Source organism: Treponema sp. UBA3813, from assembly GCA_002368605.1.
In the GTDB taxonomy this organism is placed as follows: domain Bacteria; phylum Spirochaetota; class Spirochaetia; order Treponematales; family Treponemataceae; genus Treponema_D.
The window spans coordinates 1-13,115 of the sequence record DFEB01000069.1; the positions used below are offsets into that span (position 1 = coordinate 1).

A 13,115-nucleotide genomic window follows, 5' to 3' on the forward strand; every position below is an offset into this window, starting at 1 on the left:
TAGATAGTATGAGTGATTATCTTGATTCTACTAACGAAGAATTGTTAAAGGACTACTTCTCTGAGTCTGAAATGATGGTTGATAACCTCGAAAGCAATATTCTTGCGATTGAGAATGATCCAAATAATCATGATGCCATCGATGAAATCTTCCGCGCAGCACATACCCTCAAAGGAAATTCGGCAACTGTTGAATTTAGTGAGATTGCACATTTTGCACATACAATGGAAGACCTTCTTGATGAAGTCCGTTCTGACAAGATTAAAGTTACAGAAGATATTGTTGATACGCTTCTTACGGCTCTCGATGTAATTAAGGCTATGCTTGAAGAGCGAAAGAACGGTTCTGTATATGGCGAAAGTGTTGAAGAGATTACCAATAAAATCAAATCGATGATTGGTGGTGGCGGAAGCGCACCTGCTCCAAAAACGGCGGCTCCTGCTGTGGCTCCGACCCCACAGGCGGCTCCAAGCGCACCTGCGGCAAGTTCGGCTGCTTCAACGGTCGCACTTTCTGAGTATGAGCTTGCTGAACTTAAGCAGGGCTGTGAACCTGGCCAGCAGTTGTGGTCTGTTGCTGTCACATTCGACGAAAACAATCCTATGAATTCTGTCGGTGGTATTCAGGTGTTCGCTGCTCTCAAGGCTTGCGGTACGGTTCTTAAAACCATCCCTGATTTTGATGCCCTCTACGAAGACGAATTCCATAAAGATGTCACTTATTTTGTTGCTTCAAATAATACGGCAGAGCAGCTTGAAGATACGGCATTCCTCGATGATGTTACTTTGAGTGTTGATGCTAAAAATCTTGATAATGCAGTTGCGAGCGATTCTGCTCCTGTACAGGCGGCTGCTCCTCAGCCTTCTGCTCCAGTGGCTCCGGCCCCACAAGCTGCAAGTCCTGCACCAGCGGCGGCTCCTGCTGCTGAGGCTCCCAAAAAAGAGGCTCCAAAGCCAGCCGCAAAAACGGCTCCGGCTACAGGTCATGCGCAGCAGAGCACGATTCTCCGTGTCGATTCAAAGCGTGTTGACAATCTCATGAATCTTGTTTCAGAAACTGTCATTACAAAGGCTTCTTTCAATCAGAGCCAGCAGCAGTTTGCTGATATGCTTATTCAGTTCCAGACACTCGATTCTTCTTATAAAGAGAAAGTTCGCCGAATGTTCGAGCAGCTTCCTCAGTATCTTGAAGAAATCCAGAATGGTGTTGCTGTTAAAGATATCAAAGCAAATATCACGAATGAATTCGGTGATATTGCGAGCATTTTTGATGCATTTGAAAACCGTTTCAAAGATTTGAATTCCAAATTTCATTCTTCTACGCAGAACCTCGGCCGAATCACTGGCGAGTTGCAGGAAGGTATCATGAAAATCCGAATGGTTCCTATCAGTCAGGTTTTCGATCGCTTCCCCCGCGTTGTTCGTGATTTACAGAAGGATTTGGGTAAAAAGGTTAATTTGCTCCTTGAGGGTGAGGATACCGAACTTGATAAGACGGTTGTTGATGATCTTATGGACCCAATCATGCACTGTGTCCGAAACTCCGTTGACCACGGCATTGAGTCTCCAGAAGAGCGCAAGAATGCAGGTAAAGATGAAACAGGTACGGTTCTTCTCAAGGCTGCCAATGAAGGAAACAGCATCGTTATTGATGTAGTTGATGACGGTGGTGGTATCAATGTTGAAAAGGTAAAGGCAAAGGCTATTGATAAAGGTCTTATCCATCCATCAAAAGTCCTTTCAGACCAAGAGGCTGCTCAGCTTATTTTCCTGCCGGGCTTCTCAACGGCAGAAAAAATTACGAATGTATCAGGTCGTGGTGTAGGTCTTGATGTTGTCAAAACGATGATTGAAAAGCTTAACGGTACGATTCAGGTTACTTCTGAGCACGGAAAGGGGTCTAAGTTCTCAATCCGCCTGCCGCTTACATTGGCAATCATTCAGGGCTTGCTCGTTCGTGTTGGTCGTGAAGTTTATTCAATTCCGATTGCCTCGGTTATCGAAAGTGTCCGCGTCAAAAAAGAAGAAATCAACACGATTGATAATTACGAAGTCCTTAATGTTCGTAATGAAGTTATCAGCGTGCTTCGTTTGAGCCGATTGTTCAATATTCGAACTAACGAAGACGGCGAATATTGTTTTGTTGTTATCGTTGGTTCTCAGGATAAAAAAATTGGCGTTATGGTAGATAATCTTATTGGTGAGGAAGATGTGGTTATCAAACCATTACGAGATCAGTTCACCCAGTCGCCAGGTATTTCTGGTGCTTCAATTCTGGGTGATGGCTCAGTTTCACTTATTATTGATGTCGGTCAATTGCTTGAATTAGGTGTTCGTCAGGAAATTCAAGCACGCCAAGAGTCGAGTGTAGAGGACTAAGGAGAAGATTATGGCAGATACAACAAACGAAAAACCTTCAATCAACTCCGTTCTAAAGGAAAGTTTGGGTAATCTTCAGAATGTTGTTGCGGCTGATACTGCAACTCCTGAAAAGCCTGATAATATAGTTGTCGTCGATTACAAAATGGTCACTTTTTCTCTTGCAGGAAAGGACTATGCAATCGACATCATGAAGGTCAAAGAAATCGCTAAAGCAGGTCGTTTTACTTATGTACCGAATGCTCTTCCATTCGTTCTTGGTGTATACAATCTGCGTGGTGATATCATCCCGATTATCGATTTGCGCTTGTTCTTCAATATTGATATGCCAGAGCGTGAGTATGATGCTCTGGAGAATATGCTCATTGTTTCTATAGGTGAGCTTACATTCGGTGTTGTCGTTGATGAAATCGATAAAGTTGTCGGAATTCAAAAATCAAGCATTAATCCGCCTCACCCCTTGTTTGGTGACATCAATATCAAATATATTCAGGGTGTCGTGGAAGTAAACAATCGCTTGTATATTCTTCTGGACATCGAGAAGATTTTTGGCTCAAAAGGCGATAAAAAATCTTCTGATGGAGCTGTGGCTAGAGAAATGTCTGCTCGAATGGCGTCTGCTGCACAGGCTCCTGCAAAAAAACAGGCTTCAAAGGCAGCCCCCGCAAAAGAAGAAAAGGTAGACTATTCTTTTGTAGTTGATTCACTGGCTTCTATGCGAAAATTTTCTGCATCTGCACTTAACGATAAATGGATGCAGACTCGATATAAAGAATGGGAAGGGGAGCGTGGCAAAAATAAGACTCAGCTTCAGAGCCCGACAGATGCTGATTTGTTCCTAAAGAATTTCTATTCACCTTGTAGCGATAAATGGTGGGATAAGGCTTATGCTGATTCAATCTTTAAAGCCCTTCCTGACAATGCAGCTAAACAGATTATCGTATGGAATCCAGGTTGTGGAAAAGGTCCTGAGACATATTCTTTAGCTTGTATTCTTAAAAAGCGTTATCCTGAGGCAAAAGTGCGAATTTACGCTCATGAAGTTGATTTGCTCAGTATCTCTAACGCACCATTGCTTGCAGTTCCTGCTGATGTTGCCAATGATTGGTATGCACCGTATATTACAAAGAAGGCTAACGGAGATTTCACTTTTATTCCTGAAATCCGAGATAGCATTTTGTTTGAATATCACGACTGTGCGAATACCAATAATTTGCCATCTTGTGATATAATCTTTGCACGGGATGTGTTGTCATTCTTGCCGGAAGCGGCCCAACAGACAATCGTTGCTGATTTCTCTGAAAAACTTAAAGGAAACGGTGTAGTATTCCTTGGTAAGAATGAATCACTTGCAGAGAATCCCAAATGGTCTGCAAATACAGTCGGAACAGTAACTATTTTTAGCAAAAAATAGCATAAAATAATACAGGAGTAAAAACTCATGAGAGTAGAGTACATTAATCCATTTGTTGAAACTTCATATCAGATTTTGAAGGAAGTGCTTGGTGGCGCAACCGTTACACGCGGTGATTTGTATCTCAAATCAACGGCTATGCCTGTAATGGGTGTTGCTGCCCTCGTAGGTCTTGCTGGTGATGTTGAAGGTCGTGTTCTTTTTGATATGACTTATGAAACAGCTTTGAACATTGCTTCTGCAATGAACGGTGAGACGCTTACAAAATTCGATGATCTTGCTAAAGCTACTATCAGCGAACTTGCAAATCTCATCACAGCTCAGGCTGTTACTAAATTGCATGAGCTTGGATTCAAGTTCGACCTTACGCCACCAGCTCTTTTTGCAGGTGAAAAAATGGAAATTGCTGCATTGGGTAGCAGTCAGACAAACAGTGTAGAGGCTCTTATTGTTCCTCTTATCACTGAGTGTGGTAAAATTGAAGTTAACGTCGCAATTCGCGAACGCATGTAAAAAGGATAAGGAGTGCCAAAATGAAAACAAAACAGGATTTTCCTTCAATCAATGAGCGTCCGCCAGAGGGCATGAATGCTGACGGAACAAAAATCCGTGTACTTGTTGTAGACGATTCAATGTTCGTTGCAAAACAGCTCGGTCAGATTCTCACAAGTGAAGGATATGAGGTCGTTGCTACAGCTGTTGACGGTAAAGACGGTGTTGATAAATACAAGGAACTGTGTCCGAATGTTGACTTGGTAACTATGGATATTACTATGCCTCGCATGGACGGTATCACAGCCCTTGAGCAGATTGTTGCTTTCGACAAGAATGCTCGCGTTGTCATGGTTAGTGCTCTTGGTAAAGAGGAATTGGTTAAAAAATCACTTCTTCTCGGTGCTAAGAACTACATCGTAAAACCACTTGACCGCAAGAAGGTTCTTGAGCGAATCTCTGCAGCTCTTAAATAGTCATTAGAATCGGAGTGCATTTCGCATTCCGATTTTTTGTTTTTGTCTTTTGACAAAAATCTGAAAATTCATTATATTTTCTCACACAGCGCGTAGCTCTTAAAATAGCGTAAAACCAGTTGTTTTAGGGGCTATGCGCTTTTTTTTATTTTGTGAGGAAAAATGAAGGAAAATGCTTTTAAAAGCGAGTCGGCAGCGCAAAATCCTCTCGCTTCTCTCCCGGTAAAGTCTCTTATGCTTAAAATGGGAATTCCAATGATTCTTTCCATCGGCGTATTTTTTGATGACTCTGGCCTTGTCTTTGGAAAATTCAGAATGGCTCGTCTGGCTGACCTTCCTTTTTGCGGAGGCTCTTTCATTCGTGGTGGCGGTTATTTTATTCCGGCGACAGGGCTTTCATGTAAGGAAAGTATTTGGAATCCATATTCTCTCTTTTAAGCATTTCTGATATAATTTCCTCATGTTTCAGGTTCGTGTGAAGGCTGATTTTGCGGCGGCGCATTTTTTGCGTGATTATCATGGTAAGTGCGAGAATTTGCACGGTCACAATTACAAGGTCTACGCTCATGTGCAAGGCTCTTCCCTTGACGAAGGGGGGATGCTGCTTGATTTTACTGAGCTGAAAAAGGCTTTGAAGGCTGTATGCGAAAAGCTTGACCACAGGAATTTGAATGACATCGGTTTTTTTGACCAGAATCCCAGCGCGGAGCGAATCGCGGTTTACATTTACAATGGGATTGTGGAGCAGATTCCTGATTTGAAAAAGTCGGATGAGGCCAAGAAAACGCACTTGTGGGCGGTCGATGTTTTTGAGACAGACAACAACAGGGCAAGATATTTGCCGGAGTAAAAGGGCTAGGGATTGGAGTGGCGGCGTCAGCCGTTCTGAAACGACCGTAAGGGAGTGGAAGAATGAAGCGGTGAGCGGAACCACGCAAAGCCCGGCGGCGATAGCCGCAGCCCCATGGAGATATTTATGAAACAGATTTCTATTCTTGATTCCACTTTGCGGGACGGCTCTCAGGGCGAGGGCATTTCTTATTCAGTGCAGGACAAAATCAATATCGTTAAGGCTTTGGACGATCTGGGGGTTGCTTATATTGAGGCGGGAAATCCAGGCTCGAACCCCAAGGACATGGAATTCTTTGCCGAGGCGAAAAAACTCAAGCTGAAGCATTCTAAAATCGTGGCTTTTGGCTCAACGCGGCGAAAGGGGATTAAGTGCAGCGAGGATGCTAATCTTCAGAGTCTTCTGGCGGCTGAAACTGAGGTCGTCTGTATTTTCGGGAAGACTTGGGATTTTCAGGCTACGGAGATTTTGCACGCCAGCCTTGAGGAAAACCTTGAGATGATTCGTGACACGGTGGCATTTCTTGTCGCAAACAAAAAAGAAGTTATTTTCGACGCTGAGCATTTTTTTACCGGCTACACTGAAAATGCCGATTACGCCATGAAGGCTCTTGAGGCCGCCGTTGAGGGCGGGGCGAAGGTTCTCTGCCTTTGCGAGACTAAGGGCGGCATGATGCCCATGCAGTGCTACGAGATTACGAAGCACGTAGTTGAGCATTTTAAGACAAGAAGTTGTGTTGACAGAAACGGCAAAGCCGTTTCTGTCGAAGGAGACGGCGCTTGCGGCGTCTCCGTAGGCATTCATACTCACAATGATTCTGGCTGTGCGGTGGCTAATTCCCTTCTTGCTGTTGAGGCGGGGGCGAGCCATGTGCAGGGCGTTCTTTTGGGATTCGGTGAGCGAACCGGGAACGCGAATCTTTCTACGATTATCGCGGATTTGCAGCTTAAAAGCGGCTGTGAGTGTATTCCTGCTGAGAATATGCAGAATCTCACCCCGATTTGTAAGCGGGTCGCAGAGATTACGAATATCGCCCTTAACGCGGGAATGCCTTATGTGGGAGCCAGCGCATTTGCCCACAAGGCGGGAATGCACATCGACGCGGTGATTAAAAATCCTTTTGCCTACGAGCATGTCACTCCTGAGAGCGTTGGAAACAGTCGGGTCTTCCTCATGAGCGAGGTTGCCGGAAAGAGCATGATTGTTGAGAAAGTTCAGAAATTCGACAAATCTCTCACAAAGTCAAGCCCTGTGGTGGCTGAAATCGTCAAGCGGGTAAAGGATTTGGAGCATGACGGCTATCAGTTTGAGGGTGCGGACGCAAGTTTTGAAATCCTCGTGCGGAAGGCTATCGGAAAGTACCAGCCATTTTTCAATCTTCACTATTATAAAACAAGCGGCGAATTTCCCCGCTTTGCCGATGACCAGAGCGCTTTTGCCCAGTTTAAAATCGATGTGGACGGAAAGGTCGTTGTGACGGCTGGTGACGGTGACGGTCCTGTAAATGCACTGGATGTTGCCATGCGAAACGCTTTGGAGCAGTTCTACCCCAATGTGGCTCAGATTCATCTTACTGACTATAAAGTCCGTGTCCTTGATGGAAAATCTGCTACGGCCAGCCGTGTCCGTGTTTTGATTGAGTCCAGCGACGGAGACGAGCATTGGACGACTATGGGCGTTTCAAGCGATGTGATTGAGGCTTCCTATCTCGCTCTTGTAGATTCCTTTGAGTACAAGCTGATTAAGGACTTGGAAAAGAAGTTCGGAAAACTCATATAATCCAAGCTCTTCACAACATATAGCACGGTAGGCATTTTCCCTGTCATGCCGAAATAAGCCTGTCTGACAGGGAAATCATTTAACATACCGCTTTCACGACTTGCGAATCTGTGTGACTTTACTTACCCTTCGGCGTAATGGGCTTTGCGGGCTTCTTCGCGTTTTTTTCCGCCGTGGGCTGTTTTTTGCTTTTGTTCGCGCTCGTCGCCTTCTTTCCCTCGTCCTTGTTGAAAGTTCCCTTCAAGTAGAAGTTTTCGATAGGCTGGTAGCCAAGAGGAGCGACAAGCTCGTTCCAGTTTTTCGGGAGCTTGATTTCTGTTGTAACGAAGCCGCCGCCCGGCATAACCTGAACCTTGTTGCGGTTTGCATCTCCTGTGACCAAGAAGGCCGTGTCCCCCTTGTTCATGGTGGCGATTGTCATAATCTCATCGTCTTTCACAATCGGTTTGAGCCATTCGGGAGTTGGAGTCATTTTTGCCTGCTCAGCCTCGTCTTTTGAGAGCATATCAAAATGTTCGTCGAAAGAGCGGCGCTTGTACTGCTGGCTTCCGGTGTTTGCCCAATAGTGGGCGTAGGTGCGGAGAGCCAAGGGACGGCGGGCTGTCTCAATCAAAGCGTCCTCCAAATCAGATTTTGTCTTGTATTCCTTCGCCAAATCCAGCGCCACATATTCCGTGATGAAAACCGTTCGTGGAACCTGGGGCTTTGTGTTGCCCAAGCCGTTCTGCTGCTTTTCGGTGATGTCGAAGGCCATGATTTCCATGATTTTTTCCGGGTCGTCGGTGGCAGGAGTTACATTGTTTCCCCATGCCAGGACAGACCCCGCCGTGATTGTGTTTGCGTTCAAATCGTAGCCCTGCTGAACATGGTAGAGTTTCCAGCCAAGCTTTACGCAGGCCTCGTCGTCCTCGCTGAATGTGAAGGGGGTGAGGTAGCCGAAAGAGCCCATGCGGTTTTCCTTCACATAGTAGCCGCCAATGTTGAGCATAGCCAAATCAATGAAGCGGCCGAGGGCCTTGTTAGCCTTTTCACTTATCATGCCCTGCTGATTGTCGATTCCAAGCTGTCGGGCGAGGGGGCCGTTGAGCCAAGCGAAGGGAGTCCAGCCGTGGGGCGAGGCCAGGGGTTTCCTCCATTCGCCGTTATTCATTCCCTGCACGAAAGCAATGCAAATCGGCATGAATTCTTTGGGCACTCCTGCCATGACAGCGTTCGCCGCCACGGTGTAGACTGTGCACTCACGGTAGGCCAGGGCGAATGTGCCGAGAATGTCGCTTCCCTTGTATCCGGTGAATTTCAAGTATTCCTGAACGGCCTCGTCTGTGGGAGGAACTACGGGCAAGCCGTCAGTCCAGCCGTTAATCTGCATATACTCCTGAATTTCGTCGAAATTTCCGTAATAGATGATTTCATCGGCAGGGCGTTTTCCTTCCGGGGCATACAAAGCTATTTCTTCTTTTGTAATCTGAGTTGTGAGGGCGGTTTTAATCTGGGGCCAGAGAACTTCCCTTGCGTTCTTTTTAAGCTCTTCGGTGGAGTGGGATGCGAAGGCTCCCGGATATTCAGCCGTGCGGAGGACAGGCACGCCCCGGTTTACGCCTGTTGAATGAACCTGAGCAACGAAAGTTGGAGCGGCAACGGTTACGGACGGGATTCCGATGTGTTCGGCTGCGATGGAATCTCCAGTTTCTTTTGTGGTGCAAAGTCCGCAGCCGCAGTTTCCTACGATGACGGCATCAACTTTCAGTTCCTTGAGCTTGTCCTGAAAGGCCTTGGTCTTTTCGGTCTGCCCGAAAACTGAATAAGGGCCTGCCTGTCCGATGTCGTCGAACATGTAGATTTTGCATGTGGGGAATTCCTTTTCGATGCACTTCTTCAGTTCGTTGTGGGTGGTGACAGCCATGAAAGAGCCGCCCACAAGGGCGATTGTTTTTCCTTTGAGGCTGTCCAACCGCTTGGCTTGCTTTATCATGGGAACATCGTGGTAGCCCACAGGCGAAACGATGGCGTAATTTTGGCTTCCGTCATCGGCGTACTGGGGAACAAAACACACGCCGTCCACGCATTCATCGGAATTGGTTGAGTATTTTGTCGCGGCGAATGCGGTTGTTGAGTTCATCGAAAACAGCACGACAAGTGCCGCACACAGTGAAATCAGTTTTTTCATAAGAGTCTCCCAGTTACTTTGCAAACAGCCAGTCAAGTATATCTTCCGACAAACCTTCTTTGCAGGTTTTTTTGTGGTCATATCCTTCCAGAATCTTTATATGGGCATTGCCGCCGTTATATTGCAGCTCTGCGACAATATCGGCATTGCGCTTTACTTTTTGCGATGCAATTTCATCGTCACTTTTGGTTGAGAGCAAGGCATTGTCCTTTGCGTCGGGATTCGACACGACATCGTTGCTTCCTATGACTGCATACAGTGCCGTTTTTAGCAGATTTTCCAAATTTACATCGCTTGGCGACGAGGCGATTGCGACCGCTTTTTCAGCAAAATCGGGGTACTGACTTGCCATCGCCCAGATGCCGCTTCCGCCTTTTGATGCGCCTGCAATGTATATGTGCGCACAGCCGTGTTCCCGCGCAAATGTTTCGCAAAGCGATTTTAAGTCTGCGGAAATTGCACGCCACGGTGTATTTTCAGGGCATTGGGGAGCAAGCACAAACGCGCTGACTCCGTGCTTTTCGATATAAGAAGCCGCATCCAAAGCGGGGGTGCGTTCCATCTGCTTTTGATTGTCCGTGCCGCTCGCAGAATTTCCGTGCAAGAACACGAAAAGCACCGGTTCGCCAGCACCTGCATTGAACTGCTTGTAGCGGTAGTGAATGTTCAGCGATTCTCCATCGAATGTAGCGGCGAGAAAATCATTTCCCGTTTTAAGCGGTCTCTCAGGTCTTTTTGTTCCCGCGAATGCGGTGTTTGGACTGGCAGCGAAGCTCCCCGCGCCGCCTGTCGAAACCACCAGTGCGAGTGCCGCTCCTGCAAGAAGAAATTTCTTTAGTTTTTTCATAAATGCCTCCAAAAGCAAGTGCGCAAGGGATTGTAGGGGCGGCGTAAGCCGTTCCGAAGCGGCGGTGGTTGAGTAGGAAGCGAAGCGACCGTATCGAAACCACCAGAGCGTAGGAATAGAGCGCGGTTAGCGCGGAACCCCGAAAAGCCCGACCCTCGCTTGTCGAGGGTTGCGCCCGTAATTTTATGATTCTACTGTATCACACACTGATTTCCGACACATTAAGGCAAAATGAAGCAAAGATGAAAGAATTTTCAGAAAAGTTCATGCTGCTTTTCAGAAAAAAATCTTTTTGCCGTGATATACTTCTATTATGATTCAGAAAATGAAATTTTTCCTTATTTTTATTTTTCTCATCTTGCCTGTGATTTTGCTTGCCCAAGAAGATGCAAAAACGGTTAATTACAGCGGCCGCAAGCTTTCTGCAGGCGACAGAGTATTTACGGTCATTGGCGTGAAAGCCGAAGCTGGCGATGGAGATTTTCTTTTGATTTCGGTGTATTTTAATGATATGGTTGATTCAAGTTCCGTTCAGAACCGCAGGATTTTTGTTAATGAAAAAGCGCTTCCGCCTGTGACTCAGTTTCATTTTTCAAAGAATCGCCGTATGGTGCAATTTAAAATCAAGCGGCCAGAATCTGGTTCCGAAAGCGAAGGTGAGGGGTTTTCACTCAGGCTGGTGCAGTTTCAGTCTTTTAAAGGGCGGAGCATGAATCCCATAGAATTAAAAGGACTTGACGAAAACAGCTTTTTTAAATTTTCAAGGGAGAAGCGCGAATGGCAAAAATCCTCATTGTAGAAGACGATAAAGAACTTTCTCACATCACCGAGCTTGAGCTGACCCACGAGGGATTTTCTGTCGTAACGGCCGCGGACGGTCGGGAAGGATTTGAAAAAATTCAGGGCGAAAATCCTGATCTTGTCCTGCTGGATGTCATGCTTCCCCGTTTGAGCGGGCTGGAGATTTTGCGCAAAGTGAGGAATGAACTGAATTCTGACCTTCCAATAATTCTTGTGACGGCGCGGGGAGAGACAATCGATAAAGTTGACGGCTTGAACAGCGGCGCGGACGATTACATTGCAAAACCATTTAAGATTGAAGAGCTTCTTGCCCGCATGAAGGCAGTGCTCCGTCGTACACAGAAAAAATCAGGCGCAAAATCAGTGGTGCTTAAAAACGGCTCCATTGAAATGGTTGCTGATGAGATGCGGGTTAACTTTGATGGCGAGGCGGTTGAACTTTCCAAAAACGAATTCCTGCTTCTCAAATATTTCCTTGAAAATGCAGGCAAAATTCTTTCCAGAGATGATATTATCAAAAAGGTCTGGGGCGAAGATTACTACATAGAAGAAAACAGCGTTGATGTCTATGTGCGGCATTTGCGCTCAAAATTCGGCGACGGAATTATTAAAACCGTTCGTGGCATGGGCTACATTATGCAGGAAGTTGGAAAATGAGTAAAAAGCTTTCTCCTCCTGTTGCAATTTTTTTATCTTTTAGATTTATGCTTTTGCTGGCAGCCTCAATTCTTTTGCTTTCGGTGATTTTTCTTTCCCTGCTCAGACTTTCTGTTACCCATAAGCAGGACACCGACCTTGAAGAGAGCATTTCTCTTATCTCTGAGACGATTCGCTTGAAGGGAAGGGATGATTTGGCTTTTTTGGAGCTTCCATATTACATTACCTACGCGGTTTGGGAGCGGGAAAGCGGGACACTTCTTGCCACGAATGACAGTCTCCTTCCTCATTTGGAGTCAGAGGGAAAAAGCCGAACTTATTTTGAAAAAGATTTTTTCACCGACAGTGATTTGAATATCCGCTACAGAACGGCGCGACTTGATTTTGGCGAGGCTCTGACCGACAATTCCCTCATTGTCGAGTGTGCTATTGACATCGCAAATGATTCTGCCGCAAAGATGAGCCGGGCGCTTCCCCGTCTTATCCTCATTTCTTTGATTCCGATTCTGATTCTCTCTTTCGCTCTTTCTTACTTGATTTCAAGGAGTACGATTAAGGCTTTTAAAAAATTGCAGGAATATTACGACCGGGAAAAGGCTTTTACCAGCAATGTGAGCCACGAATTGAAGACTCCGATTTCGATTATCGACGGTCACGCAAATCTTTTGAAACGCTGGGGAAAGGATGATCCTAAGCAGCTTGCTGAATCAATCGACGCTATTTTGCATGAAACAGAAAACATGAATTCCATCGTAACGACTCTTTTGGATATGAGCCGAATCGAGAACGGAAAACTTAAAATTGAAAAAACGAAATTCTTCGTGACGAATTTTTTCGCCAAACTTAAGGATGAATTTAAAATCACTCACCCGGATTGCGAGGTCACGATTTCAGACCCGGATTTTCTTGAAATTGAAAGTGACGAGCAGAAACTTCATCAGATTTTTACGGTGATTTTGTCCAACAGCGTAAAATTTGCCGGCTCGGATTGTAGCATTAGCCTTTCAGCACGCAAAGTCGGAGGTAAGATAGAGCTTTCTGCCAGTGACAATGGACCGGGATTTTCAGAAGAAGTGCGGCCTCATGTCTTTGAGCGATTTTACAAGGGAGACAAGTCTCACGACCGAAATGTGAGCGGAGCCGGGCTTGGGCTTTCCATCGCAAAAACTCTTGTCCTTGCTTTAGGTGGGGAAATCCGCGCGGAGAATGCAAGTGGTGGCGGAGCATGTATCCTTCTTTCCTTATGATTTCGCT

At 45.9% G+C, this 13,115-nt stretch carries 12 protein-coding genes; 10 read left to right on the forward strand and 2 right to left on the reverse strand.

Annotated features, from left to right (window positions below):
• The first annotated feature begins 8 nt into the window (after window positions 1–8).
• The 7 genes from B2089_RS10270 to cimA all read left to right on the forward strand — a co-directional run bounded on the left by B2089_RS10270 (window position 9) and on the right by cimA (window position 7,389).
• Window positions 9–2,378 (forward strand): chemotaxis protein CheW, encoded by a 2,370-nt coding sequence (locus B2089_RS10270; protein WP_296320255.1) that lies wholly within the window; start codon window positions 9–11, stop codon window positions 2,376–2,378.
• Between the two features lie 10 nt (window positions 2,379–2,388).
• The gene (locus tag B2089_RS10275) at window positions 2,389–3,792 is read left to right on the forward strand and encodes a CheR family methyltransferase (protein WP_296320252.1); all 1,404 of its coding nucleotides are present in this window, start codon (window positions 2,389–2,391) and stop codon (window positions 3,790–3,792) included.
• A 27-nt stretch (window positions 3,793–3,819) separates the two neighbouring features.
• The gene (locus B2089_RS10280; RefSeq protein WP_296320250.1) at window positions 3,820–4,305 is read left to right on the forward strand and encodes a chemotaxis protein CheX; all 486 of its coding nucleotides are present in this window, start codon (window positions 3,820–3,822) and stop codon (window positions 4,303–4,305) included.
• Between the two features lie 20 nt (window positions 4,306–4,325).
• A complete protein-coding gene (locus B2089_RS10285) occupies window positions 4,326–4,760 on the forward strand; it encodes a response regulator (RefSeq protein WP_296320247.1) in 435 nt (144 codons plus the stop codon).
• Between the two features lie 162 nt (window positions 4,761–4,922).
• Window positions 4,923–5,198, forward strand: a complete 276-nt coding sequence (locus B2089_RS10290) for a hypothetical protein (protein ID WP_296320244.1) — start codon at window positions 4,923–4,925, stop codon at window positions 5,196–5,198.
• A gap of 22 nt (window positions 5,199–5,220) precedes the next feature.
• Entirely contained in the window at window positions 5,221–5,610 is a 390-nt protein-coding gene (gene queD / locus B2089_RS10295) for a 6-carboxytetrahydropterin synthase QueD (protein WP_296320241.1), read from the forward strand.
• A 126-nt stretch (window positions 5,611–5,736) separates the two neighbouring features.
• Entirely contained in the window at window positions 5,737–7,389 is a 1,653-nt protein-coding gene (cimA, locus tag B2089_RS10300) for a citramalate synthase (RefSeq protein ID WP_296320238.1), read from the forward strand.
• Window positions 7,390–7,507: 118 nt separating this feature from the next.
• Here cimA and B2089_RS10305 read toward each other — a convergent pair whose 3' ends face one another.
• Both B2089_RS10305 and B2089_RS10310 read right to left on the reverse strand, forming a co-directional pair.
• Window positions 7,508–9,556: a UGSC family (seleno)protein gene (locus B2089_RS10305; RefSeq protein WP_296687166.1), complete on the reverse strand. Its 2,049-nt coding sequence runs from the start codon at window positions 9,554–9,556 to the stop codon at window positions 7,508–7,510.
• A gap of 13 nt (window positions 9,557–9,569) precedes the next feature.
• A complete protein-coding gene (locus tag B2089_RS10310) occupies window positions 9,570–10,403 on the reverse strand; it encodes a hypothetical protein (RefSeq protein ID WP_296320233.1) in 834 nt (277 codons plus the stop codon).
• 313 nt (window positions 10,404–10,716) lie between these two features.
• On the opposite strand from B2089_RS10310, the gene B2089_RS10315 reads away from it, so the two are divergent.
• From B2089_RS10315 to B2089_RS10325, 3 genes are read left to right on the forward strand one after another with little or no spacing between them, the layout of a single operon-like run.
• Window positions 10,717–11,202 carry a hypothetical protein gene (locus B2089_RS10315; RefSeq protein WP_296320229.1) on the forward strand — a complete coding sequence of 162 codons (486 nt, stop codon included), beginning with the start codon at window positions 10,717–10,719 and terminating at the stop codon, window positions 11,200–11,202.
• Window positions 11,181–11,861, forward strand: a complete 681-nt coding sequence (locus B2089_RS10320; RefSeq protein ID WP_296320219.1) for a response regulator transcription factor — start codon at window positions 11,181–11,183, stop codon at window positions 11,859–11,861. Before B2089_RS10315 ends, B2089_RS10320 begins: the two co-directional genes overlap by 22 nt.
• The gene (locus tag B2089_RS10325; RefSeq protein WP_296320216.1) at window positions 11,858–13,108 is read left to right on the forward strand and encodes a sensor histidine kinase; all 1,251 of its coding nucleotides are present in this window, start codon (window positions 11,858–11,860) and stop codon (window positions 13,106–13,108) included. Before B2089_RS10320 ends, B2089_RS10325 begins: the two co-directional genes overlap by 4 nt.
• Window positions 13,109–13,115: the final 7 nt, after the last annotated feature.